This window comes from Hylemonella sp. GW821-FHT10B10, assembly GCF_059415585.1.
Map to the genome: position 1 here is coordinate 1,640,368 of NZ_JBWKNN010000001.1, position 25,026 is coordinate 1,665,393.

Here is a 25,026-nt window from a genome sequence, read left to right on the forward strand (position 1 = left end):
AAGCATGCTTCAAGAGTCGTCCCTTTTTTCAGACTTGTATGACTTGGCGCCGGGTCGCAAGCCACGCTTGTTGGTGGTCGACGATCAGCCGGTCTACATCCAGGTCATTCACCACGCCTTCGCGCAGGAATGCCAAGTTTTCATGGCAACCAGCGGTGCCCAGGCGATCAAGATCTGCACGGAACAATTGCCCGATCTGGTCCTGCTCGATATCGAAATGCCCGAGATGGACGGTTTCGAAGTCTGTGGCCGCCTCAAGGCCAGCGAACTGACCCGCCATATCCCCGTGATCTTTGTGACGGGTCACACTGATCCCGCCCAGGAGACCCAGGGGCTCGAGCTTGGTGCGGTGGATTTCATCAGCAAGCCGGTCAATCCCAGCGTCCTTCGGGCCCGGGTCCGAACTCACTTGTTGCTGAAGTTCCAGTCAGATGTGCTGCGCGACCTTGCGTTCATCGATGGTCTTACATCGCTGTACAACCGTCGCTTTTTCGATCGACAGCTCGATCTCGAGTGGGCCCGGTACACGCGAAATGGAACAGCTATTTCGCTTGTCATCCTGGACGTTGACCATTTCAAGCGCTACAACGATACCTACGGACATCAGGCAGGTGACGATTGTCTGAGGGCGGTTGCCCGTCAGATCAAAACGTGCCTCAAGCGCAGCACCGACATTCTTGCCCGCTATGGTGGTGAGGAATTCGTCTGCTTGCTACCTGAGACCGACCACGAACATGCGATGCTCTTGGCAGGTGAAATTGTTCAAAGTGTTCGTTTGCTGGCCATTCCTCATGGCTCGTCTGATGCAGCCAAGATTGTCACGGTGAGCGCCGGCGTCGCCACCGGTGCCCGGCCCTATGGCAAGGTGAGCGACCTGCTGGAGTTTGCAGACCGCCAACTTTACCAGGCCAAGCACGATGGACGCGACCGTGTCTGTGGCGGGGTGCTGTCCAGCAACACCTGATCAGGATGTCGGGGCCCGCCCCTGATCCCGCTTTCGTGGCTCGCGCACAGGGCTAGCTGGCCGCAACGAGATTCTTGTAGACGCCACAGCCGACGTACAAGTCGTCAACCTGCTGCACATAGGACATCTTGGTCTGCACGGTCCCTGTGGCCGGATTGGTGATGTCGTATTCCACCCAGCCCGGCTCGTGCTCGGCCTGGGTCACGATGGCCGCCAGCAGGCCCTGGCCATCGATACCCGGGATGTCCTGCACCCGCGTGCCCACCTTGGCCGGGTTGCCGCCGAAGGCCACGTAATGGCCCGCGCGGTCCAAGGCAAAAACGTACATGTCGCGGTCGTGGAAACCCTGCTGCTTGTCGGTCAGGCCGCGCACAAAACCCTCGCGCGTGGTCTGCTGGCGATAGGCCAAAGCACGCTGGACCAGGGCCAGGGCCTCGTCGGCTGTTCCCTGCTGCAGATGGAAAGCCTCCACCGCCTGGGCCAGCGTGGAAGCCCGATGCTCGAGCTTTTCCGCCTGTTCAACGGCATGCTCCACCATGGCCGCATTGCGCTGAGTGATCTCATCCAGCTGGCGTATGGCGGCCGTGATCTCATTGAGTGAGGTGCTCTGCTCGGCGCTGGACACGGAGATATTGGACATGCTCTCGGCCACACTGCGGATGCCCGTCACGATCTCGCCGATGCTGCCGCCGGCTGCGTGGATCTGCTCCACGCTGGTCGCCACCTGGCTGGACGAGGTACCGATGAGCTGACGGATCTCCTTGGCCGACTCGGCCGAACGCTGGGCCAGCGAACGCACCTCGGCCGCCACCACGGCAAAGCCGCGGCCGGCCTCGCCGGCACGCGCGGCCTCCACGGCGGCATTGAGCGCGAGGATATTGGTCTGGAAGGCCAGGCCGTCGATCACGCCGATGATCTCGTTCATGCGCTGCGCGCTACCCTGCACCGCCTCGACCGACTGCACGGCCTGCGCCATGCCCTGGGCTCCGCGGTCGGCCACACCGCGCACCTGGACAGCCTGCGTGTGGGCCTGCTGCATGGTGCGCGCATTGTCCTGCACCGTGCTGGACAGCTCCTGCACACTGGCCGAAGTCTGTTCCAGGTTGGCGGCCTGCTGTTCGGTGCGATCCGACAGCTCACGGTTGCCGGCGGCCAGGCTCTGCCCCGCATGAGCGACCAAAGCCGAATTGCTGCGTATGCTGGCCACCATGCCCGAAAGGCCTGCCACCATGACCTGCATGGCCTGCGCCATGGCACCGAGCTCATCGCGTCCGCGGATTTCGATCTTGTCGCGCAGATTGCCCTGCGCCGTCTGCTCCATGAAATGCATGACGCGACGCAGATCGGCCATGAAGCTGACATAAAAAGCCAGCATCAGGTAGAGCAGCACCAGCAGCGCAAGGACACCTGTGACGGCGCCGACCCACTCCATCGACGCGTAGGCCAGCAGCATGACCGCGACGAGCAGGACCAGTTTGCCGGCCAGCGGTAAACGGCGCATGAGCCATGCGCCGGGTCCGAAGATCTGATTGACTATGCCCATGCCCGATCCCAATGACGTATCCCCACGAAATATGGGAGGCGTACCACAATTCAAGCTTCGACCAGATCGAAACACAATTGCGACGCTGGATACCCTATTCAGTATAGAGATGCGCCCTACACAGGCCTTACGGGGTTTGTCCCTATCAAGTCAGCTCATGTCAACGCCGCCACGACCTCGGGAGGGGCCTGCACCAGTTCAATCAGCACACCCTCACCGGCAATCGGGAACTCATCGTTCGACTTCGGATGCAGGAAACAGATGTCGTAACCCGCCGCGCCCTTGCGTATGCCGCCTGGTGCAAAGCGCACTCCCTGCGCGGTGAGCCATTCCACGGCCCTGGGCAGGTCGTCGATCCACAGCCCCACGTGATTGAGCGGTGTGGTGTGCACTGCCGGCTTCTTCTCGGGATCCAGCGGCTGCATCAGATCGACCTCGACCTTGTACGGCCCCTGCCCCATGGCGCAGATGTCCTCGTCCACGTTCTCGCGTTCGCTCCTGAACGTGCCGGTGACCTGCAGGCCCAGCATCTCGACCCAGAGCTTCTGCAGGCGGGTCTTGTCGGGGCCGCCGATGGCGATCTGCTGGATGCCTAGCACTTTGAAAGGACGCGTGGCCATCACTGGAATTCCACGATGGGTTGGTCGACCGTAAGCGACTCGCCCTTGCTCGCCAACACCTTGCCCACCACACCGTCGGCAGCAGCGAAGAGCACGTTTTCCATCTTCATGGCCTCGATCACGGCCACGCGCTCGCCGGCCTGAACCTTCTGACCGGGCTGCACCGCCACGTCGACCAGCAGGCCCGGCATGGGCGAAAGCACGTAACGGCTCATGTCCGGCGGCGCCTTGTGCGGCATGAGCTGGTGCAGTTCGGCCATGCGTGGCGAGATCACCAGCGCCTCGATGAGTGTGCCGTTGTGTTGCAGCTTCAGGGCCAGCGGATTCCTGGCCGTGCCGCGTTCCACCTGTGTGGTGAAGGAGCGGCCATCCACCGTGCCGGTAATGATGATGTCGTTCAGACGCGAGGTGCTGCAGATGTCGTAACTGCGGCCATTGACCCGCACCCGTGCCTTGCCGGTCTCGCCCACGAACTCGTCAACATGCACCGGCGTGTGCACGTGCTGGCCGTCGGCCCCCAGGGTGATGACCACATAGTCTTTCCCTGCGTCCACCGAATAACCAGGCAGCTGACCGGAAATGGTGGTCGTGCGCTCACGCGACTTGCGGCGCACAAAAGCGGCCAGGGCCACCAGGAAACCCGGATCCTCGTGCGGCACATCCTCCGCAGAAAAGCCCTTGCCGTAATGCTCGGCGATGAAGCCGGTGTTGAAATCGCCCGCAACGAACTTCGGATGGGCCAGCAGCGCGGCCTGGAAAGGGATGTTGGAGCTGATGCCGCGGATCACGAAGCCGTTAAGCGCCTCGCGCATCTTGGTAATCGCATCCAGCCTGTCCTTGCCGTGCACGATGAGCTTGGCGATCATCGAGTCGTAATACATGGGGATCTCGCCGCCGTCCTGCACGCCGGTGTCCACGCGCACACCCAGCAGGTGTTTCGTGTCGGACTGCCACATGCTTTGTGTCGGTGGCGTGAAACGCACCAGGCGGCCGGTCGAGGGCAGGAAGTTGCGGAAGGGATCCTCGGCATTGATGCGGCATTCGATGGCCCAGCCATTGCGCTTCACGTCGGCCTGCGTCAGTGGCAGTTTTTCGCCCGCGGCGACGCGGATCATCAGCTCCACCAGGTCCAGGCCGGTGATGCACTCGGTCACCGGATGCTCCACCTGCAGTCGGGTGTTCATCTCCAGGAAGTAGAAGCTCTGGTCCTTGCCGACCACGAACTCCACCGTGCCCGCGCTCTGGTACTTCACGGCCTTGGCCAGGGCCACAGCCTGCTCACCCATGGCTTTACGTGTCGCGTCGCTGATGAAGGGCGACGGCGCCTCCTCGATCACTTTCTGGTGGCGGCGCTGGATCGAGCACTCGCGCTCGTTCAGGTAGATCACATGGCCATGGCTGTCGCCCAGCACCTGGATCTCGATGTGGCGCGGCTCCTCGACGAACTTCTCGATGAAGACACGGTCATCGCCAAAACTGTTGCGCGCCTCGTTGCGGCAGCTGGTGAAACCCTCGAAGGCCTCCTTGTCGTTGAAGGCCACGCGCAGGCCTTTGCCACCGCCGCCGGCCGAGGCCTTGATCATCACCGGGTAACCGATGCCCTTGGCGATTTCCACGGCGCGTTCGGCCGATTCGATGGCCTCATTCCAGCCCGGGATGCAATTGACCTTGGCCTCGCCCGCCAGCTTCTTGGACGCGATCTTGTCGCCCATGGCGGCAATGGAATAGTGCTTGGGGCCGATGAAGACCAGGCCCTCTTCTTCCACACGCTTGGCAAAGTCCTCGTTCTCGGACAGGAAGCCGTAGCCCGGGTGGATGGCCTGGGCACCGGTCTGCTTGGCGGCCGCGATGATCTTGTCGGCCACCAGGTAGGACTCGCGGCTGGGCGCCGGTCCGAGCAGCACGGACTCGTCGGCGAGCAGCACGTGGCGTGCGTCACGATCGGCTTCGGAATAGACCGCCACGGTGGCGATACCCATCTTCTTCGCCGTGGCGATGACACGGCAGGCGATCTCGCCACGATTCGCAATCAGGATCTTCTTGAACATGATGTCTTCCTGTTCTCTCTCAATGTTGTTTTGTCAGCATGGCCTTGCGCCGGACGGTGAAATTCCACCACGGCTGGCTGGCCCCGCCATTCATGAAATCGTGCGCGGCCAGAAAGGTGTCCAGCACGCAAGGGTCATGGCGCTTACCCATGAGATCGCGCAGCTGCTCGTAGGCCGCCAGCGGATCCATGTCGCGCACTTGAAGCGGGGTGGCGATGCCCAACGTGCGCAGGTCGGCCGCCAGCGACTTCCCGATATTCGGGATGTCGGTCAGCAGGCGGGCCTGTTCAGCGCAGATCGCTTTGGGCATGGCGGACGCTCCAGCTCAGAGCGGGATATTGCCGTGCTTGCGCCACGGGTTGTCCAGCTTCTTGTCCTTGAGCATGACCAGCGAGCGGCAGATGCGCTTGCGGGTCTCGTGCGGCAGGATCACGTCGTCGATGTAGCCGCGCGCGCCGGCCACGAAGGGGTTGGCAAAGCGCGCCTTGTACTCGGCCTCCTTGGCGGCCAGCTTGGCCGGGTCACCCTTGTCCTCGCGGAAGATGATCTCCACTGCACCCTTGGCGCCCATCACCGCGATCTCGGCATTGGGCCAGGCGAAGTTCACGTCACCGCGCAGGTGCTTGGAGGCCATCACGTCGTAGGCACCGCCGTAGGCCTTGCGCGTGATCACGGTGATCTTGGGCACCGTGCACTCGGCATAGGCATAGAGCAGCTTGGCGCCGTGCTTGATGATGCCGCCGTACTCCTGTGATGTGCCGGGCATGAAACCGGGCACATCCACGAAGGTGATGACCGGAATGCTGAAGGCATCGCAGAACCGCACAAAGCGCGCGGCCTTGATGCTGCTCTTGATGTCCAGGCAGCCGGCCAGCACCAGGGGCTGGTTGGCCACGATGCCCACGGTCTGCCCGTCCATGCGGGCGAAACCGATCAGGATGTTCTTGGCGTACTCGGGCTGGATCTCGAAGAAGTCGCCGTCATCCACGGTCTTGACGATCAGCTCCTTCATGTCGTAGGGCTTGTTGGGGTTGTCCGGCACCAGGGTGTCCAGACTGCGCTCCATGCGGTCGATCGGATCGCCGCTCTTGCGCACCGGGGCTTTCTCGCGGTTGTTCAGCGGCAGGTAGTTGTAGAGGCGCCGCAGCATGAGCAGCGCCTCCACGTCGTTCTCGAAGGCCAGGTCGGCCACGCCGCTTTTGGTGGTGTGGGTCAGCGCACCGCCCAGTTCCTCGGCCGTCACCTCCTCGTGCGTCACCGTCTTCACCACGTCGGGGCCCGTGACGAACATGTAGGACGAATCCTTCACCATGAAGATGAAATCGGTGATGGCCGGGCTATAGACCGCACCACCAGCCGATGGGCCCATGATCAGGCTGATCTGCGGAATCACGCCCGAGGCCAGCACATTGCGCTGGAACACCTCGGCATAACCGCCCAGCGATGCCACGCCCTCCTGGATGCGGGCGCCACCCGAATCGTTGAGGCCGATCACCGGGGCGCCGGCCTTCATGGCCTGGTCCAGGATCTTGCAGATCTTTTCGGCATGGGCTTCGGACAGCGCGCCGCCGAAAACCGTGAAGTCCTGGCTGTAGACGAAAACCAGGCGGCCGTTGATCATGCCGTAGCCTGTCACCACGCCGTCACCCGGAATCTTGTTCTCCTCCATGCCGAAGTCCACGCAACGGTGTTCGACGAACATGTCCCATTCTTCGAAGGTTCCTTCGTCGAGCAGCACCTCGATGCGTTCACGCGCCGTCAGCTTGCCCTTGGCGTGCTGCGCGGCAATGCGTTTCTCGCCCCCGCCGAGTCGGGCTGCGGCGCGCTTCTGCTCCAGTTGTTCCAGGATGTCATGCATGGTTCGTCCTCTGTTGATTTCGTCAGGTTTTGTGTTCGTAGGCCTGCAGCAGTTGCCGCGCGGCAGTGGAGGCGGCCAGACGGCCGGCCGTCACTTCGGCACCCAGTTGTGGCAGCAGCTTGCGCACTTGCGGGTGCACGCGGAAGGCCTGCTTGAGCCCCGATTCGATACGCTCCCACATCCAGGCCTGGGCCTGGCCCTCGCGGCGCGCCGCCAGCTTGCCGCTGGCGGTCTGCAAGGCGCGGAATTGCGTCACGGCAGCCCAGTAGGCATCCACGCCCTGGCCCAGCAGGGCACTGAGCTGGACCACCTTCGGGTGCCAGATCTTTTCGTCATGGTGCGCGTGTTCGGGGTTGCCGTGCTGGCCCAGCAGGCGCAGGGAGGATGTGATCTGCGCCTGCGCGCGTGTGGCAGCAGCAGCGTCGATGTCGGCCTTGTTGATCACCACGAGGTCGGCCAGTTCCATCACGCCCTTCTTGATGGCCTGCAGGTCGTCGCCGGCATTGGGCAACTGCATGAGGCAGAACATGTCGGTCATGCTGGCCACGGCGGTTTCGCTCTGGCCCACGCCTACGGTCTCGACGATGACGATGTCGTAGCCCGCGGCTTCGCAGACCAGCATGGCTTCACGCGTCTTCTCGGCCACGCCACCCAGGGTGCCGCTGCTCGGACTGGGACGGATATAGGCTTGCTCGTGCACGGAAAGCTTTTCCATGCGGGTCTTGTCGCCCAGGATGGAGCCGCCGGACACACTCGACGACGGATCGATCGTCAGCACCGCCACACGATGGCCGTGCCCGATCAGATACAGCCCCAAGGCCTCGATGAAGGTGGATTTGCCCACACCGGGCACGCCGCTGATCCCCAGGCGGAAGGCACCGCCCGTGTGCGGCAGCAAGGCGGTCAGCAGTTCGTCGCCCTGGGCACGATGGTCTGCGCGGGTGGACTCCAGCAAAGTGATGGCCTTGGCCATGGCACGGCGCTGCTGGGCCGGGTTGCCCTGGAGGATGCCGTCCAGCAATGATGGATGACTCACCGGGCTCAACCTCAAGCCTTGGCCGCTTTTTTGATCTGCTCCAGCACGTCCTTGGCGCTGGCGGGGATCGGGGTGCCCGGGCCGTAGATGCCCTTGACACCCGCCTCGTACAGGAAGTCGTAGTCCTGGCGCGGGATCACACCACCGACGAAGACGATGATGTCGTCCGCGCCCTGCTTCTTGAGCTCGGCAATGATGGCCGGCACCAGGGTCTTGTGGCCTGCGGCCAGGGTGGAAACGCCCACAGCGTGCACATCGTTCTCGATGGCCTGGCGCGCGCATTCCTCGGGGGTCTGGAACAGCGGGCCCATGTCCACATCAAAACCCAGGTCGGCGAAGGCCGTGGCCACCACCTTGGCTCCGCGGTCATGCCCGTCCTGGCCCAGTTTGGAGATCATCACGCGCGGACGGCGGCCATAGGCTGTGGCGAAATCGGCGATTTCCTTCTTCAGGGTCTCCCAGCCTTCGGCCGAGTCGTAGGCAGCTGCGTACACACCGGTCACCTTTTGCGTATCGGCGCGATGGCGCCCGAAAACTTTTTCCAGCGCATCGCTGACCTCGCCCACCGTGGCGCGCAGTCGGATGGCCCGGATGCTCAGGTCGAGCAGGTTACCACTGCCCGCCTCGGCGGCCGCGGTCAGCGCATCGAGTGCGGCCTGGACCGCCTTGCCGTCTCGGCTGGCACGGATGGCCTTCAGGCGCGCGATCTGGCCGTCGCGCACCTTGACGTTGTCCACCTCGAGGATGTCGAGCGGGTCTTCCTTTTTCAGCTTGTATTTGTTGACACCGACGATCACGTCCTTGCCCGAATCGATACGGGCCTGCTTCTCGGCCGCTGCGGCTTCGATCTTGAGCTTGGCCCAGCCGCTGTCCACCGCCTTGGTCATGCCCCCCATGGCATCCACTTCTTCGATGATGGTCCAGGCCGCATCGGCCATGTCCTGCGTGAGCTTCTCCATCATGTAGCTGCCGGCCCAGGGATCGATCACGTTGGTGATGTGCGTCTCTTCCTGGATGATGAGCTGGGTGTTGCGCGCAATCCGCGCGCTGAATTCGGTGGGCAGGGCTATGGCCTCGTCGAAGCTGTTGGTGTGCAGGCTCTGCGTGCCGCCGAAGACCGCGGCCATGGCCTCGATGGTGGTACGCACCACATTGTTGTAGGGGTCCTGCTCGGTCAGGCTCCAGCCGCTGGTCTGGCTGTGCGTGCGCAGCATCAGGCTCTTGGGATTCTTGGCGTTGAAGCCCTTCATGATGCGGCACCAGAGCAGACGGGCCGCGCGCATCTTGGCAATCTCGAGGTAGAAGTTCATGCCGACCGCCCAGAAGAAGCTCAGGCGGCCTGCGAAATCGTCCACGTCCATGCCCTTGGCTATGGCGGTCTTGACATACTCCTTGCCATCGGCCAGCGTGAAGGCCAGTTCGAGCGCCTGGTTGGCGCCGGCTTCCTGCATGTGGTAACCCGAGATCGAGATCGAGTTGAACTTGGGCATGTTCTTGCTCGTGTACTCGATGATGTCGCCGATGATGCGCATGCTCGGTTCGGGCGGGTAGATATAGGTGTTGCGGACCATGAACTCCTTGAGGATGTCGTTCTGGATGGTCCCGCTCAACTTGTCTTGCGACACACCCTGCTCTTCCGCCGCTACCACGTAACCCGCCAGAACGGGCAGCACGGCGCCGTTCATGGTCATGGAGACGCTCACCTTGTCCAGCGGGATCTCGCTGAACAGGATCTTCATGTCCTCCACGGAATCGATGGCGACGCCGGCCTTGCCTACGTCGCCCGTCACGCGCGGGTGGTCGCTGTCGTAACCGCGGTGCGTGGCCAGGTCGAAGGCAACCGACACGCCCTGCCCGCCGGCGGCCAGGGCTTTTCTATAGAAGGCGTTGGACTCCTCGGCCGTGGAAAAGCCCGCGTACTGCCGGATGGTCCAGGGCCGCACGGCGTACATGGTGGCCTGCGGACCACGCAGATAAGGCTCGAAGCCGGGCAGCGTGTCGGCATGCGGCAGTCCCTGCAGGTCGGCCGCCGTGTACAGCGGCTTGACCGAGATGCCGTCGGGTGTGAGCCAATTCAGGGCATCGACATTGCCAGCCGGGGCGGATTTGGCAGCGGCCTTGTGCCAGGCTTCGAGGCTGGCTTGCTGGAACTCGGTCTTTTTCTGGCTCATGGCAAAGCGGCGGCCCCCTGGGGGGCCCAGTTAATGTTGCGCGGAGTTTACATCATTTATAATTATTGATGCAAAATATTCTTTAAGCTTACAATCTACTCCATGTCTGCCGTCTCCCTGTCCCCCCGCGCACTTTATGAAGAAGTGGCTGAGCTGCTGCGTCAGCGCATCTTCAGCCGCGAGCTGGAGCCCGGCAGCTGGATCGACGAATTGAAGATTGCCGAGGACTACGGCATCAGCCGCACCCCCCTGCGCGAGGCCCTCAAGGTGCTGGCTGCCGAAGGCCTGGTGACCATGAAGGTGCGCCGCGGCGCCTACGTCACCGAGGTCAATGAGAAGGACCTGGTGGACATCTACCACCTGCTCGGCCTGCTGGAAAGCGACGCCGCCGGCGTGGTCGCCCAGAACGCGACCGAGGAACAGCTGCGTGAACTGCAGAGCCTGCACGAGGCGCTGGAAGCCGCCACCCAGGACCGGGAGCGTTTCTTCGCGATCAACGAAAACTTTCACATGCGCCTGCTGGAAATCGCCGACAACCGCTGGCGCAACCAGATGGTGGCCGATCTGCGCAAGGTCATGAAGCTCAACCGGCACCACTCCCTGCTCAAGTCCGGACGCATCGCAGAATCCCTGGCCGAGCACCGTGCCGTGATGGCCGCCCTGCAGGCGCGCGACGCGGCCCTGGCCACGCAAAAGATGTTCGAACATTTCCGTAACGGACTGGAAGCGGCCGCCTGAGACTTTTTGCTCTGGCTGCGCAGCCGGAATTGCCCTATCCTGAGACCATGGCCACGCGGGCAAACAACAACAACGACAACACCCTGCAGCAGACGCTGCTGGAATACCAGGCCATCCTGGAGAACGCCTCGGTCGGCATCCTGTTCACGCGCGACAGCAAGGTCGTGCACTGCAATCCGCGTTTCAACGAAATCTATGGCTGGAGCGGCAGCGAGCTTGTGGGTCGGCCCGGCGCCAGCTTCTACCTGAACACCGAAGACTACGAGGCCATGGGTCGGCACGCCGCCCCCATCCTTTCAGCCGGGCAGTTGCTGGACATGGAGTTGCCCATGCGCCGCAAGGACGGCAGTTCTGTGCTCTGCCGCTTGCGCGCCAAGGCCATCGACCCGGCCAACACCGGCGCCGGCACGATCTGGATCGTCGAAGACGTGACGGCACAGCGCCAGGAACAGGCCCGCCTGGCCGAACTGCTACAGCGCCAGCAGGCCATCCTGGAAAACGCCTCTGTCGGCATCCTGTTCACGCGCGACCGCAAGGTGCTGACCAGCAATCCACGCTTTGCGGAAATCTTCGGCTGGACCCAGGACGATCTGGTCGGCCAACCCAGCTCGGTCTTCCACCTGAACGCGGAAGGCTACGAAGCGTCCAGCCGTGAGGCCGTCGCCATCCTGGCTCGCGGTGAACTGCTGGACATGGAGCTGCCCATGCGCCGCAAGGACGGCAGCGTCGTGGACTGCCATGTGCGCGCCCAGGCCATCCAGACGGGCGGAGCGGGCGAGGGAACCATCTGGATCGTCGAGGACATCAGCGAACGCCGGCGCGAGCAGGCCCGTCTGGCCGAACTGCTGCAGCGCCAGCAGGCCATCCTGGAGAACGCCTCGGTCGGCATCCTCTTCACCCGTGACGGCCAGATCGCGCACTGCAACCCGCGCATGGAAGGCATCTACGGCTGGGCACCGGGCACGATGACCGGCCAGCACGCGCGGGCCTTCTTCGACAGCGATGCGGACTACCAGGCCTTTGGTGCCATCGTCGGCCCGCGGCTGGCGCGCGGCGAGCTGGTGGACATCGAATGGCGCCATCGGCGCCGCAGCGACGGCGTGCTGATCTGGAGCCGCCATCTGGCCAAGGCCCTGCCCAGCCAGGACGGCAGCCAGGGCGCCATCTGGATCAGCGAGGACATCACAGCTCAGAAGGCCGCCCAGCAGGCCCTGGCCGACGCACGCCTCGAGCTCGAACGCCGGGTCGAAGAACGTACCCAGGAACTGGCCCAGATCAACCAGCAGCTGCAGCACGAGATTGCCGAGCGTATCGCCGCCGAAAACCACCTGCGCGCCGAAGAAGCGCGTTTTCGCGACCTCTCCGAAATGTCCTCCGACTGGTTCTGGGAGATGGACACCGATCTGCGCTTCACGGAGATTTCCGGGGGCCATCTCGCGCCGCCACCCGACAGGGAAGGCAGCGGATTGGGTAAACATCGCTGGGAGCTGCCCATCGTGGGCGTGGCGCCGGAGCAGTGGGCCGAGCACCGCCGCGTGCTTGACGCGCGACTGCCCTTCAAGGATTTTGTCTACCAGCTGAAGAGCCGGACCGGCGAACTGCGCTGGTGCGTGGTCAACGGCAAGCCGGTCTTCGAAGACGGTGTCTTCAAAGGCTATCGCGGCACCGGCTCGGACATCACAGAGCGCAAGCAGGCCGAGCAGAAAGTCGAGTTCCTGGCCTACCACGACCCGTTGACCGGGCTGCCCAACCGCCTGTTGCTCGAAGACCGTCTGCAACAGGCCATCACCCAGGCCGAGCGCAGCCGCAACGGCCTGGCCCTGGTCTTCCTGGACCTGGACAATTTCAAGAAGATCAACGACTCGCTGGGCCACGCCACGGGCGACGCCCTGCTCAAGGAAGTCTCGGCACGACTCAAGCGCTGCGTGCGCGACAGTGACACCATCAGCCGCCAGGGGGGCGATGAATTCATCCTCATCCTGCGGGAGTTGCACGGCGCCGAAACCTGTCTACCGGTGCTGACCAAGATCATGGAGGCGCTGCAGGAACCCTACTGCTGGGAAGGCAACGAACTCACCACCTCGGCCTCGATCGGGGTGGCGCTCTATCCGCAGGACGGCAAGGACTTCGATGTCCTGCGCAAGAAGGCCGACATGGCCATGTACCGCGCCAAGGAAGCCGGCCGCAACATCTACCGTTTCTTCGACGAGGAGATGGACGAAGAGGCCGTGGAGCACCTTCTGATGCGCAGCGGTCTGCGCCGCGCGGTGGAACGCGGGGAATTCGTGCTGCACTACCAGCCGCAGATCGAACTGGGCAGCGGCCGGGTCATCGGCGTGGAAGCCCTTTTGCGTTGGCAGCACCCGGAGTTCGGCCTGGTTCTGCCCGGGCGCTTCGTGCCGGTGGCCGAAGACAGTGGGCTGATCGTGCCCATCGGCGTCTGGGTCATCCAGGAGGCCTGCCGCCAGGCCATGGCGTGGCAGCAGGCCGGGCTGCCCGCCCTGGCCATGGCGGTCAACCTTTCGGTTGCTCAATTCCGTCGCGGCAGCATCGAAGACACGGTGATCGAGGCGCTGGAGGGCTCCGGGCTGGCCGCCTCACTGCTCGAGCTCGAGCTGACCGAGTCCATGTTGATCCAGGATGCCGAGCAGGTCATGGCCACGGTCCGCCGGCTCAAACAACTGGGCGTGAAGCTGGCCATCGACGACTTCGGTACCGGCTATTCCAGCCTCTCCTACCTGAAGCGCTTCGACATCGACAAGCTCAAGATCGACCAGAGCTTCATCCGCGATCTCGCCAGCGACCCGGACGATGCAGCCATCGTGCGCGCCATCATCCAGATGGCGCACAGCCTGGATCTGCTCACCATCGCCGAAGGAGTTGAGTCGTCCGACCTCCTGCTGCAGTTGCGCAGTTTCGGCTGTGACGAAGCCCAGGGTTATCACTTCGCCCGTCCCATGCCGGCCGAGGAATTCGAACGCTACCTGAGCAGCAGGCCCCAGGTCGTGGGACTATGATCGAGGGTTTTCCCTGGGCCTGGATTGCGCAACAGGAACCGGGAAAACCGCCCTGATACGACACCCTGCTCCGATGACCGAACTCGACCGCGTCCAGACGCTCCCCGAACTCCTGGCCTACCGCGCTGCGCTCAGCCCCGCGGGCGAGGCCTACCGTGAATACGACAACGCCACCCAGCGCTGGCTCAGCCTGAACTGGGCCCAGGTGCGCGAGCGCGTGGCGCAGTGGCAACGCGCCCTGGCCGCCAGCGGTGTGCGCCACGGCGAGCGTGTGGCCATCCTGCTGCCCAACGGCCTGGCCGCCATGAGCATCGACCAGGCGGTGCTGGCCCAGGGCGCCATACCCGTGCCCCTGCACGCCATCGACAACCCCGGCAGCATCGCCTACATCCTCTCGGACTGCGCGGCCTCCCTGCTGGTCGTGGCCCAGGCCGAGCAGTGGGAAAAAATCCGCGCCGTGGGCACGCCCCTGCCCGCCCTGCGCCGTGTGGTGGTCTGTAACGACAGTGTTGCCCCCATGGCCGGCACACCTGCCCTTCAGGGCCTGCAAGACTGGCTGGCCGCCGCGGTCGGCACCGGCGCGGCGGCCACGCCGCCCGGCCCCGAAGACCTGGCCACCATCGTCTACACCAGCGGCACCACCGGTAAGCCCAAGGGCGTGATGCTCACGCACCGTAACGTCGTGGCCAATGTGCGCGCCGTGCTCGCACGCGTTCTGCCGCTGGAAACCGACGTGTTCCTGTCCTTCCTGCCGCTGTCGCACACCTTCGAGCGCACCGCCGGCTACTACGTGCCCATCGCGGCCGGCAGCTGCGTGGTCTACGCGCGCTCGGTAGCCCTGCTGGTCGAGGACCTGAAGAACGTTCGCCCCACGGTGCTGATCTCCGTGCCGCGCATCTACGAACGCGTCTATGCCAAGCTGCACGAGACCCTGGCCGTCACGCCCTGGAAGCTGCGCCTGCTCGAAGCCGCGCAGGACGCCGGCTGGCGGCGCTTCCGCGCTGCGCAGGGCCTGCCCCGCCCACCCGCGGACGAAGGCGCCTCGGCCGGCTTTTTCCGCTGGCTGCCCTGGGCCCTGCTGCGCCGCCTCGTGGCCCAGCCCCTGCTCGCGCAGTTCGGCGGCCGCGTGCGTGTGGCTGTCAGCGGTGGCGCGCCGCTCTCACCCGCCATCGCACGTTGTTTCCTCGGCCTGGGCCTGCCCCTGCTGCAGGGCTACGGCATGACCGAGACCGCGCCCGTGGTGGCCGCCAACGGCCTGGACGACAACGACCCGGCCACCGTGGGCCGCGCCCTGCCGGGCGTGGAGGTGCGCATCGCCGACAACCGCGAGCTGCAGGTGCGTGCGCCTTCGGTGATGAAAGGCTACTGGAACCGCGCCGAGGACACGGCACGTGTGATCAACCCCGAAGGCTGGCTGGCCACGGGCGACCAGGCCGAGATCGTCGGTGGCCGCATCCGCATCCTGGGCCGCATCAAGGAAATCATCGTCACCTCCACGGGCGAGAAAGTCCCGCCAGGTGACCTGGAGCTGGCCCTGCTGGGTGATCCGCTGTTCGAACAGGTCTTCGTGGTCGGCGAACAGCGCCCCTTCATCGCCTGCGTGGCCCTGCTGCAGCGTGATGAATGGCAACGCCTCGCGACCAGCCTGGGGCTGGACCCTGAAGCGCCCGCCAGCCTGGCCGATGCACGCGCCGTGAAAGCCGTGCTCAAGCACATTGAACAGGCCACGGCCAGCTTCGCGCGTTATGCCGTGCCGCGCACGGTGCACCTCGTGCGCGATCCCTGGACCATCGAGAACGGCTTCATGACACCGACGCTCAAGCTCAAGCGCAACCGACTCATGGAGCACTACGCATCGGCCATCGAGGGCCTGTACCAAAAGCAGGCCGGCCGCTGAGGCCGGCTTCGCTCAGGCGGCGAGACGTTCGCCGTCGCTGTCCCGGCCGTGCGCCAGGGCCATCACCTCACGCGGGTCGCGGGTCTTGAGCCTGTGGTCGCTCCAGACCTGGCGCCAGCGCCGCGCGCCCGGCAGGCCATGGCGCAGGCCCAGCATATGGCGCGCTACCGCATACCAGGATGTGCCGTCCTCGGCGGCCACGCGCAGCATGTAATCCACCATCTGCGCTTCCACAGCCTCGCGTGTAAGCGTCGAGGGCGCCGCGCCGAAATATGTCGCGTCCCATGACGCCAACCACCAGGGATTGTGATAGGCCTCGCGACCTATCATTGCGCCGTCGAGCAGGCGCAGTTCGCGCGACACCTGCTCGTCTTTACTGAGGCCGCCGTTGATCACGACGGACAGCTGAGGAAAGTCGTGCTTGAGCCGGTGCACCAGCTCATACCGCAAGGGCGGGATTTCGCGGTTTTCCTTGGGCGACAGGCCCTGCAACCAGGCATTGCGCGCATGCACGATGAACGTGGAACAGCCCGCCTCGGCCACGGTCCCCACAAAGTCGCGCACGAACTCGTAACTTTCGGTCCGGTCGATGCCGATGCGGTGCTTCACCGTGACAGGGATGGACACCGCATCGCGCATAGCCTTCACGCCGTCGGCCACCAGTTGCGGCTCCGCCATCAGGCAGGCGCCAAAAGCGCCCCGCTGAACCCGTTCACTCGGACAGCCGCAGTTCAGATTGATCTCGTCATAGCCCCACTGTTCACCCAGCTTGGCGCACTGCGCCAGATCGGCCGGTTCGCTGCCGCCCAGCTGCAACGCCACCGGATGCTCCTCGGCATGGAAGCGCAGATGCCGCGCCACATCACCATGCAGCAGCGCGCCGGTGGTGATCATCTCGGTATAGAGACGTGCGTTTTGGCTCAACAGGCGATGGAAATAACGGCAGTGCCTGTCAGTCCAGTCGATCATGGGCGCGACCGACAGGCGCCATCGACTGGAAGCGGCGGACGGGAGAACGGACATGGACGGATTATCTCAGCCCGCCCGGTAGAATGGTGGGCTTACCGCAACCACCATCCCGTGGCTCTGCCCCCTGCCCGCCTGTCACACCCCGTCATGAGCACCACCGAAACCCTGACTGATTTCGAACGCGAGATTGCCCAGTTCATCGTCACTGCGCTGAACCTGGACGTCACACCCGAGCAGATTGCCCCCCTGGACCCGCTGTATGGGGACGGCCTGGGACTGGACTCGATCGATGTGCTCGAGATTGCTCTGGCTGTTTCCAAGCAATACGGGTTCCAGATGCGTTCGGACGATCCGGACAACGCCAGCATCTTCAGTTCCCTGCGCAGCCTGGCCGCGCACATCGCCGCCCACCGCGTCTGAGGCCCTGCGGCCCGTCCTTGCGGACATGTCCATGAAAACAGGACCTTGGTTCAAGGCGGCGCTGGCCGTCCTGCTCGTGCTGGGCTATCCCCTGGCCATGCACTGGCTGCTGACCTCTTCCCAGTGGTCACACCGCACCCTCGCCTGGATCAACCTGGGCCAGACCGTGGGCATGCAGTCCCTGCTGGCCTGGTTTTTCGGCCGCACCCTGCGCACCGGCCGGGAACCGCTGATCGGGCAGTTTGCCCGGCGCATCCACGGCGATGACTACAGCCCGCGCATCGCACACTACGCGCGCCAGGCCACCTGGGCCTGGACCTGGTTCTTCATCGCCATGGTGGTGATCCCATTGGTCCTGTTCTTCACGGCCTCGCTGGACACCTGGTCCTTCTTCGTGAACGTGCTCTCCCTTCCCCTGCTGGGCGGGATGTTCGTGGCCGAATATGCAGCCCGGCGCTATTGCCTGCGCGGCATCCCTCACGTCTCCATCTTCCAGAGCTTCGCCCTGTACCGCGACAAGAAGCGCGCCACAGACGAGGCCTGAGCCAGCCACCATGCCCGCCCTGATTTCGCACCGCTCGCCCCAGGCCGTGATGGCCTGGTCGAATGGCCGCGCCATCACGGCGCTGGACTACCTGGGCGCCGTGCGCCACATGGCCGCGCGGCTGCCGCCCGATGCGGCGGTGCTCAATCTGTGCAGCCGGCGCCACCACTTTGCCGTCGTACTAGGCGCGGCCTTGCTGCGCGGCGTGCCGCTCCTGCTGCCTTCGACCCGCACACCCGAGATGCTGCAGCGCCTGGGCCAGCGTTACCCCGGCTTGCACGCTGTGGTCGACGCGCCGGGCGACAGCGGCGGCCTGCCGCAGATCATCTATGAGCGCGGCCCCATCCCCGCCGCCGACGCGCCCTTCGAGGTCCCGGATATCGCCAGCGAGCAGATCGCCGCCTACGTCTTCACCTCGGGTTCCACCGGGGAACCCGTGCCGCATGCCAAGCACTGGGGGCCACTGGTGCAGAACGCTCAGGGCGCCGGTCGCCGTGTGCGCGAGTGGCTGGGCACCGAGCAGCCTTTCACGGTGACGGGCACGGTGCCGCCCCAGCACATGTACGGCTTCGAGTCCACGGTGCTGCTGCCCCTGCTCAACGGGAGCGTGATCGATGCCAGCCACCCCTTCTACCCGGCCGACATCGCTGCGGCACTGGCCAGCACGCCCACCCCACGCGTACTCGTCAGCACACCCTTTCATCTGCGCACCCTGATCGAAGCACAACTCGAGGTCCCCCCCCTGGGCCTGCTGCTCTGTGCCACCGCGCCGCTGGCGCCGCAGCTGGCACGCCAGGCAGAACAGACGCTGGGCGCCTCGCTGCTGGAAATCTACGGCAGTACCGAGACCGGCCAGATCGCCATGCGCCGCGGCTCGGCCGGCGAGCTGTGGCAGACCTTCGGCGGCATCGAAGTGCAGGCCCAGCCCACGGTGGACGGTGAACTGCGCTTCGCCGCCAGCGGCGGCCACGTCGAGGGCGTGGTGCCCTTGGGCGATGTGCTGGAGCTGCACGGCCCGACACGCTTCGCCCTGCTCGGCCGCCACGCCGACATGGTCAACATCGCCGGCAAGCGCACCTCCCTGGCCTACCTGAACCACCAGCTCAACAGCATCTCCGGGGTGCTCGACGGCGCACTGTACTGGCCACAGGACGCAATGCAGGACGCCCAGGCCCGCATCCAGCGCCCGCTGGCCTTCGTGGTGGCGCCCACGCTGGGTGAGGCCGAGCTGCAGCAGGCCCTGCGTGAACGCATCGACCCGGCCTTCATGCCCCGTCCCATCCATTTCATGGCCGCTCTGCCGCGCAATGCCACGGGCAAGCTGCCGCAGCAGGCGCTGGCCGAACTGGCCCGGCAGGCCATGCAAGATCGCCATGCGGCACATGTCGCACCGGCCGTCGCGCCGCCCGGTCCGGCAAGACGCTGGAAACCGGCCCCCTTCGTACAGGCCACGCTCGGGGTGCATGCCCTGGCCGGCGTCGGCCTGCTCACCCCGGCCTGGCCCCTGAGCCTGGGCGCCCTGGCCGCCAACCATGCGCTGATCGCGGCCGCCGGCTTGTGGCCACGCAGCAGCTGGCTGGGGGCCAACCTGACGCATCTCTCGCGCGAGCGCCCGGAAGTCGCGATCACCATCGACGACGGCCCCGACCCGGAGGTCACACCCGCCGTGCTCGACCTGCTGGACGAGCTGCAGGCCCAGGCCACCTTCTTCTGCATCGGTGCCCATGTGCAGCGCCACCCGGAACTGGCGCGCGAGATCGTGCGCCGCGGTCATGCCCTGGGCAACCACAGCCAGCACCATCGCCATCATTTTTCCGTGATGGGGCCCGCCCAGCTGCGCCGCGAGATCAGCACGGCACAAGCCACGCTGGAAGACATCACCGGCTATCGCCCGCGCTTTTTCCGTGCCCCGGCCGGCCTGCGCAACATCTTCCTCGACCCGGTGCTGCACGAACTGGGTCTGCAACTGGCGAGCTGGACACGGCGCGGTTTCGACACCCGCACCGGTGACGCGGCTCTCGTGCTGCGGCGCCTCACCCGCGACCTGGGTGCCGGCGACATCCTGCTGCTGCACGACCACCATGCGGCCCTGAGCCCCACAGGACGGCCCGTGCTGCTGGAGGTGCTGCCGCCGCTGCTGGCGACCCTGCGTGCACAGGGCCTGCAGCCCGTGCGACTGTCAGCCTGAACCCAGGTCCTGCCCCACACATGCGTCGCGCTGCCCTGCCCACCGACTTGCTCGAACAAGCCTCGGCTCCCTACCGCCCCTTGGGCAACTTCGCCTGGCGCTTCGCCCGCGGCAAACTCGGCGGCGATCCAGTCTTTGCCGGTCTGCTGCAGCGCGGCCTGCTGCCCGCTCGCAGCCGTGTCCTGGACATCGGCTGCGGCCAGGGCCTGCTGGCCGCCCTGCTGGGCGGCCTGGACGGCCAGTCCGTGGCGGAACGGCACTGGCCGACAGACTGGGCCCCGGCCCCGGCCAACTGCAGAGTGCATGGCATCGAACTCAGGCCACGCGACGTGGAGCGTGCACGGCAAGCCCTCGCGCATCTGGGTGAGCGCGTCCGCTTCACCCTGGGCGACATGTGCCGCGCCGACTTCGGCCAGGCCGACACCGTGGTCATCCTGGACGTGCTGCATTACGTCGATCACGCGGCGCAGCTGGACGTGCTGCAACGCGTCAAGGCTGCGCTGACACCCGGCGGCACCCTGCTGCTGCGGGTGGGCGACGCCTCGGCCGGCCTGCCCTTCAGGATCAGCAACTGGGTCGACACCCTGGTGGTCTTCCTGCGCAGCCGTCGCCTCTCACGCCTGTACTGCCGCACGCTGGCCGACTGGCAGGCCTTGCTGCACGATCTGGGTTTTGCCGTCGAAGCCGTCCCTATGGACCGGGGCACGCCCTTTGCTAACAGCCTGCTGGTCGCCCGCCTCGGGCCAGCCGCGGCCGCCTGAGCGGCGCGCATACTCCCCCGTGTCGAAGAAGCACTGAATGATCACCCTGGCCCTCCCGGTTGAAAACGCCCACCCCGCCTATGCCGGCCACTTCCCAGGCCGCCCCATCCTGCCGGGCGTGGTGCTGCTCGACCGGGCCAAGACCACTCTCGAAAGCGCCAGCGGCCTCACGATCACTGGCATCGCCATGGCGAAATTCCTGAGCCCCTCGCTGCCCGGTGAATCTCTGCTGCTGGACTACGAGGCCACGGATGCCGCGCTGCGCTTCGAGATCCGCTGTGGCGAGCGACGCATCGCCACCGGGCGCTTCACCGTGGCCAAGCCCTGACCATGCCGCCCACCATACCCCCGGCCCCGGACCGCAGCGCGGGTACACCGCAATGGCTGCAGCGCAAGGAACGCGGCAGCCTGCTGCTGCTGCGTTTCATGACCTGGCTGTCGCTCGCGCTGGGGCGCCGCCTCACGCGCCCCATCGTCTACGGCATCGCGCTCTATTTCCTGCTGGCGGTCCCCGCCGCGCGCAAGGCCTCGCGTGCCTACCTGGGTGCCTGCCTGGGGCGGCCGGCGACCTGGCGTGACCAGTACCGCCACATCCTCGCCTTTGCCAGCACCATCCACGACCGCATCTACCTGCTCAACGACAGGCATGAGCTGTTCGACATCCGTGTCTTTGGCGAGGAGCAGTTGCCTGCGGCCGAGGATGCCTCGGGCGGCCTGCTGATCTTTGGCGCGCACCTGGGCAGCTTCGAGGTGCTGCGTGCGCTGGCGCGCAAGAATGCCAGGCACAAGGTCTGTGCCGCCATGTACCCGGAGAACGCCCGCCTGCTCAACAGCATGCTGGCCCGGGTCAACGCCGAGGTCGTGCTGGACATCATCCCCCTGGGCCGGCTCGACGCCATCTTCACGCTCAATGAACGTGTCAAGGCCGGCGCCTGGGTGGCCCTGCTGGCCGATCGCGCCGTGGGCCCGGACCCGCATCAGAGCCTGCCCTTCTTCGGCCGACCCGCGCCCTTTCCGATGGGGCCGTTCCGGCTGGCCGCCATCCTGCGCCGACCGGTGTTTTTCATGACCGGCCTGTACCGCGGCGGCAATCGCTACGACATCCATTTCGAGCGCCTGGCCGACTTCAGCGAGGCTGGGCCCGGCCAGCGCGACACCGTGATACACCAGGCCCAGCAGCGTTATGCCCAGCTGATCGAGCAGTACTGCCGCCTGGCGCCCTACAACTGGTTCAATTTCTACGATTTCTGGGAAGGAGCCCCGCGTGCCTCAGCCTGAGACCCGGTCGCTGCGCGGCCTGCTGGCCCTGTTCACCGCCTGCCTCCTGCTGGCCGGCGCCGCTTCGGCACAGGCCGCGGAATGGCAGCTGGCCGACCTGATGCAATTGCTGGCCCAGACCCGAAGCGGGCAGGCCCGCTTTGTCGAGCGCAAGTACATCAGCATGCTGGACAAACCGGTCGAGTCCTCGGGTGAACTGTCCTTCACCGCACCGGACCGCATGGAGATGCGCACGCTCAAGCCCCGCAAACAGTCGATGCTGCTGGACGGCAACCAGCTGACCCTGGAGCAGGACGGCCGCCAGAAGACCGTGAGCCTGCAGGCCTACCCCGAAGTCGCTGCCTTCGTCGAAGGCATACGCGGCACCCTGGCCGGCGACCGCCAGGCGCTGGAAAAGGTCTACCGGGTCCACCTGCTGGGCACCCCGGCCCGCTGGCAACTCATGCTGGTACCGCGCGAGCAGAGCATGGTGCGCATCATCAGTCGCATCCGCATCAGCGGCAGCCAGGGCGAAGTTACGCAGGTGGCCTACGACCATGCCGACGGAGACCGTTCCGAGATGCAGATTACTCCGGTGACACGGCCATGAAGATCCTGCGCCGTTACCTGCCGACCTTGCTCTGGCTGCTCGCGCTGGTGGCCTGCGCGGTCGTGATCGTGCGCACGACCTTCGTGGCCGACCTCTCGGCCTTCATGCCGCGCGCGCCGAGCGAACGCCAGCAGATGCTGATGGACCAGTTCAAGGACGGCATCATCGCGCGCCTCATCCTGGTCGGCATCGAGGGCGGTGATGCCACGGAACGGGCCCGCATCTCGAAGGAACTTTCCGCGGCGCTGCGTAAAAAGCCGGATTTCGTCGGCGTGCAGAACGGCAGCGCCTCGGACCTGGCGCTCGACCGCGCCCACGTGTTCGACAACCGTTATCTGCTCAGTCCCTCGGTGGACGCACAGCGCTATACGGAAGAAGGCCTGCGGCGTGCCATCGGTGCGACGCTCGAAGATCTTTCCGGCAGCGCCGGCATGCTGCTCAAGCAGTTGCTGCCGCGCGACCCGACCGGTGAAATCCGGGAACTGCTGAGCCAGTTCGACGGCAGCTCACAGCCGCCCAGCACCGAGGGGGTCTGGTCCACCCGTGACGGCGCTCGCGCCCTGCTGCTGCTGCAAACCCGGGCCGAGGGCTCGGACATCGATGCGCAGGCCCGCACCCTCGACGTGGTGCGCCAGGCCTTCGCCGCCATCCCCGATCGCCAAGCCGACACCCGGCTGCTGATGTCGGGAACCAGCGTGTTCTCGGTCTCCTCCCGCGCCCTGATCGAAGGCGAAGTCCATCGTCTCGCGGCCGCCAGCCTGGTGCTGGTCGTCGGACTGCTCCTGCTGGTGTATCGCTCGCCGCTGCTGCTGGGCCTGAGCCTGCTGCCCATGCTGACCGGCACCCTGGCCGGGATCACGGCGGTGAGCCTGGGTTTCGGGCAGGTGCATGGCATCACCCTGGGCTTCGGTACCACGATGATCGGCGAGGCCGTCGACTACGCCATCTACCTCTTCGTCCAGCGCCCGGGCCCCGGCACGGCACGGCTTTTCTGGCGCACGCTCTGGCTGGGCCTGCTCACTTCGGTTGCCGGCTTCCTGGCCCTGTTGGGCTCGGGCTTCCCCGGCCTGACGCAACTGGGGGTGTACTCCACGGTGGGCCTGGTGGCCGCCGTGCTGGTCACACGTTTTGTCCTGCCCAACCTGACGCCCGCCCACGTCCCGGTGCCCGACCTGCCCCGCACCGGCGAGTTTGTGCAGAAGCTGATGCGACTTGCACCGCGCCTGCGCTGGCTCCTGCTGCTGCTGACAACGGGCATGCTGGTGGTGGCCACCCTGCACACGGATCGCCTCTGGAACCGCAGCATCTCGGCCCTCAACCCCGTTTCCAAGGCCGACCAGCAGTTGCACGAAGAGCTGCGCCGGGATCTGGGAGCCTCGGATCTGCGTTATCTGGCCGTGCTGACGGCCGCAGACCCGGAACAGGCCCTGCAACAGGCCGAGCGCGCCGGCAGCGTGCTGCAGGCCCTGAGCCGGGCCGGCACCATCGCCGGCTACAGCTCGCCCGCACAGGTGCTGCCCAGCCTGGCCAGCCAGCGAGCCCGCCAGGCCGCCCTGCCGGAACCGGCGCAACTGCGCCAGCGACTGAATGCCGCGCTTGTCGGCTCACCGTTGCGACCGGAACGCCTGCAAGGCTTCCTCAGCGATGTAGAGCGCAGTCGAACCCGGGCCCCGTTGACACGCCAGGACCTGGACGGCAGCGCCTCGGCGCTCTTGTACGACTCCTTGCTCATCCCCCGCGAACGCGATGTGCTCCTCCTCATGCCGCTGCGCCCGCACCGGGTGGGCGAAACCGAACAGGACATCAATATCGACGCGGTTGAAACTGCGCTCAAGGCCGGCGGCTTGACGGCCATCACCGTGATCGACTTGCTGGCCGAGACCAATGCCCTCTTTGACAGCTACCTGCGCGAAGCCCTGGTCTTCTCGGGCCTGGGCTGTCTGGCGATCCTGGTCCTGCTGCTGCTGGCCCTGCGCTCCGTCCCGCGCACTCTGCGCGTGGCCCTGCCGCTGGTCTGTGCAGTGATCTGTGTGACCGGCACCCTGGTACTGGGTGGGACCTCGCTGACCATCCTGCATCTGGTCGGCCTGTTGCTGGTGGTCGCCATCGGCTCGAACTACGCCCTGTTCTTCGACAGCGTGAACACCGGTGCCAGTTCGCAGGAGCAACGCCAGACCAGCATTTCGCTGGTGACGGCCAACCTGACCATCGTCGGCAGCTTCGGCATGCTGGCGCTGTCCAGCGTCCCCGTGCTGGCCATCCTGGGTACAACGGTGGGCCTGGGTACGGTACTGGCTCTGGTGTTTTCGGCGGTGCTTGCAAGACCACAGACCGGCATGCGCATACCTGCGCCGGTAAAATCGGCCACCTGAATCAGGCTTTTCT

20 protein-coding genes and 1 pseudogene are annotated in these 25,026 nt (G+C 65.5%); 13 read left to right on the plus strand and 8 right to left on the minus strand.

Translation table 11 applies throughout. The annotated features are described in order from the left end of the window. Window positions 1–4 precede the first annotated feature (4 nt). A complete protein-coding gene (locus AC07NT_RS07990; RefSeq protein ID WP_498597007.1) occupies window positions 5–964 on the plus strand; it encodes a diguanylate cyclase domain-containing protein in 960 nt (319 codons plus the stop codon). Window positions 965–1,016: 52 nt separating this feature from the next. On the opposite strand, the gene AC07NT_RS07995 is transcribed toward AC07NT_RS07990, so the two are convergent. From AC07NT_RS07995 to scpA, 7 genes are all read right to left on the minus strand, one after another. Continuing rightward, a complete protein-coding gene (locus tag AC07NT_RS07995; RefSeq protein ID WP_498597006.1) occupies window positions 1,017–2,507 on the minus strand; it encodes a methyl-accepting chemotaxis protein in 1,491 nt (496 codons plus the stop codon). A gap of 155 nt (window positions 2,508–2,662) precedes the next feature. Next, the gene (locus AC07NT_RS08000) at window positions 2,663–3,127 is read right to left on the minus strand and encodes a VOC family protein (RefSeq protein ID WP_498597005.1); all 465 of its coding nucleotides are present in this window, start codon (window positions 3,125–3,127) and stop codon (window positions 2,663–2,665) included. Next, a complete protein-coding gene (locus AC07NT_RS08005) occupies window positions 3,127–5,175 on the minus strand; it encodes an acetyl-CoA carboxylase biotin carboxylase subunit (RefSeq protein WP_498597004.1) in 2,049 nt (682 codons plus the stop codon). Before AC07NT_RS08005 ends, AC07NT_RS08000 begins: the two co-directional genes overlap by 1 nt. Window positions 5,176–5,194: 19 nt before the next feature. Then, window positions 5,195–5,485 carry a helix-hairpin-helix domain-containing protein gene (locus tag AC07NT_RS08010; protein WP_498597003.1) on the minus strand — a complete coding sequence of 97 codons (291 nt, stop codon included), beginning with the start codon at window positions 5,483–5,485 and terminating at the stop codon, window positions 5,195–5,197. A gap of 15 nt (window positions 5,486–5,500) precedes the next feature. Further along, complete coding sequence (locus AC07NT_RS08015) at window positions 5,501–7,033, minus strand: acyl-CoA carboxylase subunit beta (protein WP_498597002.1); 1,533 nt, start codon at window positions 7,031–7,033, stop codon at window positions 5,501–5,503. A 22-nt stretch (window positions 7,034–7,055) separates the two neighbouring features. Continuing rightward, entirely contained in the window at window positions 7,056–8,069 is a 1,014-nt protein-coding gene (gene meaB, locus AC07NT_RS08020) for a methylmalonyl Co-A mutase-associated GTPase MeaB (RefSeq protein WP_498597001.1), read from the minus strand. Window positions 8,070–8,080: 11 nt separating this feature from the next. After that, window positions 8,081–10,240 carry a methylmalonyl-CoA mutase gene (gene scpA / locus AC07NT_RS08025; RefSeq protein WP_498597000.1) on the minus strand — a complete coding sequence of 720 codons (2,160 nt, stop codon included), beginning with the start codon at window positions 10,238–10,240 and terminating at the stop codon, window positions 8,081–8,083. Window positions 10,241–10,342: 102 nt separating this feature from the next. Here scpA and AC07NT_RS08030 point away from each other — a divergent pair, with 102 nt between their 5' ends. The 3 genes from AC07NT_RS08030 (at window position 10,343) to AC07NT_RS08040 (ending at window position 15,892) form a co-directional block, all read left to right on the plus strand. After that, a complete protein-coding gene (locus AC07NT_RS08030; protein ID WP_498596999.1) occupies window positions 10,343–10,978 on the plus strand; it encodes a GntR family transcriptional regulator in 636 nt (211 codons plus the stop codon). A gap of 47 nt (window positions 10,979–11,025) precedes the next feature. After that, on the plus strand, window positions 11,026–13,995 hold the full coding sequence (locus AC07NT_RS08035; RefSeq protein ID WP_498596997.1) for an EAL domain-containing protein: 2,970 nt from the start codon (window positions 11,026–11,028) through the stop codon (window positions 13,993–13,995). A gap of 73 nt (window positions 13,996–14,068) precedes the next feature. Then, window positions 14,069–15,892 carry an AMP-dependent synthetase/ligase gene (locus tag AC07NT_RS08040; RefSeq protein ID WP_498596996.1) on the plus strand — a complete coding sequence of 608 codons (1,824 nt, stop codon included), beginning with the start codon at window positions 14,069–14,071 and terminating at the stop codon, window positions 15,890–15,892. 12 nt (window positions 15,893–15,904) lie between these two features. Here AC07NT_RS08040 and dusA read toward each other — a convergent pair whose 3' ends face one another. Next, the gene (gene dusA / locus AC07NT_RS08045) at window positions 15,905–16,915 is read right to left on the minus strand and encodes a tRNA dihydrouridine(20/20a) synthase DusA (protein WP_498596995.1); all 1,011 of its coding nucleotides are present in this window, start codon (window positions 16,913–16,915) and stop codon (window positions 15,905–15,907) included. Between the two features lie 93 nt (window positions 16,916–17,008). Between dusA and AC07NT_RS08050 the strand changes: the two genes are divergently transcribed. The 9 genes and pseudogenes from AC07NT_RS08050 (at window position 17,009) to AC07NT_RS08090 (ending at window position 25,013) form a co-directional block, all read left to right on the plus strand. Further along, on the plus strand, window positions 17,009–17,281 hold the full coding sequence (locus AC07NT_RS08050) for a phosphopantetheine-binding protein (RefSeq protein WP_498596993.1): 273 nt from the start codon (window positions 17,009–17,011) through the stop codon (window positions 17,279–17,281). A gap of 31 nt (window positions 17,282–17,312) precedes the next feature. Then, on the plus strand, window positions 17,313–17,825 hold the full coding sequence (locus AC07NT_RS08055) for a COG4648 family protein (RefSeq protein ID WP_498596991.1): 513 nt from the start codon (window positions 17,313–17,315) through the stop codon (window positions 17,823–17,825). Window positions 17,826–18,066: 241 nt separating this feature from the next. Further along, window positions 18,067–19,134, plus strand: a pseudogene (locus AC07NT_RS08060) (AMP-binding protein); the annotation flags it as partial. Between the two features lie 51 nt (window positions 19,135–19,185). Then, window positions 19,186–20,013, plus strand: a complete 828-nt coding sequence (locus AC07NT_RS08065) for a polysaccharide deacetylase family protein (protein ID WP_498598480.1) — start codon at window positions 19,186–19,188, stop codon at window positions 20,011–20,013. Between the two features lie 20 nt (window positions 20,014–20,033). Further along, window positions 20,034–20,774: a class I SAM-dependent methyltransferase gene (locus AC07NT_RS08070; protein WP_498596989.1), complete on the plus strand. Its 741-nt coding sequence runs from the start codon at window positions 20,034–20,036 to the stop codon at window positions 20,772–20,774. 37 nt (window positions 20,775–20,811) lie between these two features. Continuing rightward, complete coding sequence (locus AC07NT_RS08075) at window positions 20,812–21,102, plus strand: ApeI family dehydratase (protein WP_498596988.1); 291 nt, start codon at window positions 20,812–20,814, stop codon at window positions 21,100–21,102. 2 nt (window positions 21,103–21,104) lie between these two features. Further along, window positions 21,105–22,052, plus strand: coding sequence for a lysophospholipid acyltransferase family protein (locus tag AC07NT_RS08080; RefSeq protein ID WP_498596987.1), 948 nt, complete (start codon window positions 21,105–21,107; stop codon window positions 22,050–22,052). After that, the gene (locus tag AC07NT_RS08085) at window positions 22,039–22,641 is read left to right on the plus strand and encodes a LolA family protein (protein ID WP_498596985.1); all 603 of its coding nucleotides are present in this window, start codon (window positions 22,039–22,041) and stop codon (window positions 22,639–22,641) included. The genes AC07NT_RS08080 and AC07NT_RS08085 overlap by 14 nt, the downstream gene beginning before the upstream one ends. Continuing rightward, complete coding sequence (locus AC07NT_RS08090; RefSeq protein WP_498596983.1) at window positions 22,638–25,013, plus strand: MMPL family transporter; 2,376 nt, start codon at window positions 22,638–22,640, stop codon at window positions 25,011–25,013. The genes AC07NT_RS08085 and AC07NT_RS08090 overlap by 4 nt, the downstream gene beginning before the upstream one ends. Window positions 25,014–25,026 lie beyond the last annotated feature (13 nt).

Coding starts and splice junctions, on each gene's coding strand:
- AC07NT_RS08015 (WP_498597002.1), bottom strand. CDS start 7,033: ATGCATGACATCCTGGAACAACTGGAGCAGAAGCGCGCCGCAGCCCGA.
- AC07NT_RS08005 (WP_498597004.1), bottom strand. CDS start 5,175: ATGTTCAAGAAGATCCTGATTGCGAATCGTGGCGAGATCGCCTGCCGT.
- AC07NT_RS08055 (WP_498596991.1), top strand. CDS start 17,313: ATGAAAACAGGACCTTGGTTCAAGGCGGCGCTGGCCGTCCTGCTCGTG.
- AC07NT_RS08050 (WP_498596993.1), top strand. CDS start 17,009: ATGAGCACCACCGAAACCCTGACTGATTTCGAACGCGAGATTGCCCAG.
- AC07NT_RS08030 (WP_498596999.1), top strand. CDS start 10,343: ATGTCTGCCGTCTCCCTGTCCCCCCGCGCACTTTATGAAGAAGTGGCT.
- AC07NT_RS08040 (WP_498596996.1), top strand. CDS start 14,069: ATGACCGAACTCGACCGCGTCCAGACGCTCCCCGAACTCCTGGCCTAC.
- AC07NT_RS08080 (WP_498596987.1), top strand. CDS start 21,105: ATGCCGCCCACCATACCCCCGGCCCCGGACCGCAGCGCGGGTACACCG.
- scpA (WP_498597000.1), bottom strand. CDS start 10,240: ATGAGCCAGAAAAAGACCGAGTTCCAGCAAGCCAGCCTCGAAGCCTGG.
- AC07NT_RS08075 (WP_498596988.1), top strand. CDS start 20,812: ATGATCACCCTGGCCCTCCCGGTTGAAAACGCCCACCCCGCCTATGCC.
- AC07NT_RS08000 (WP_498597005.1), bottom strand. CDS start 3,127: ATGGCCACGCGTCCTTTCAAAGTGCTAGGCATCCAGCAGATCGCCATC.
- AC07NT_RS08010 (WP_498597003.1), bottom strand. CDS start 5,485: ATGCCCAAAGCGATCTGCGCTGAACAGGCCCGCCTGCTGACCGACATC.
- dusA (WP_498596995.1), bottom strand. CDS start 16,915: ATGTCCGTTCTCCCGTCCGCCGCTTCCAGTCGATGGCGCCTGTCGGTC.
- AC07NT_RS08065 (WP_498598480.1), top strand. CDS start 19,186: ATGCAAGATCGCCATGCGGCACATGTCGCACCGGCCGTCGCGCCGCCC.
- AC07NT_RS08090 (WP_498596983.1), top strand. CDS start 22,638: ATGAAGATCCTGCGCCGTTACCTGCCGACCTTGCTCTGGCTGCTCGCG.
- AC07NT_RS08070 (WP_498596989.1), top strand. CDS start 20,034: ATGCGTCGCGCTGCCCTGCCCACCGACTTGCTCGAACAAGCCTCGGCT.
- AC07NT_RS07990 (WP_498597007.1), top strand. CDS start 5: ATGCTTCAAGAGTCGTCCCTTTTTTCAGACTTGTATGACTTGGCGCCG.
- AC07NT_RS07995 (WP_498597006.1), bottom strand. CDS start 2,507: ATGGGCATAGTCAATCAGATCTTCGGACCCGGCGCATGGCTCATGCGC.
- AC07NT_RS08035 (WP_498596997.1), top strand. CDS start 11,026: ATGGCCACGCGGGCAAACAACAACAACGACAACACCCTGCAGCAGACG.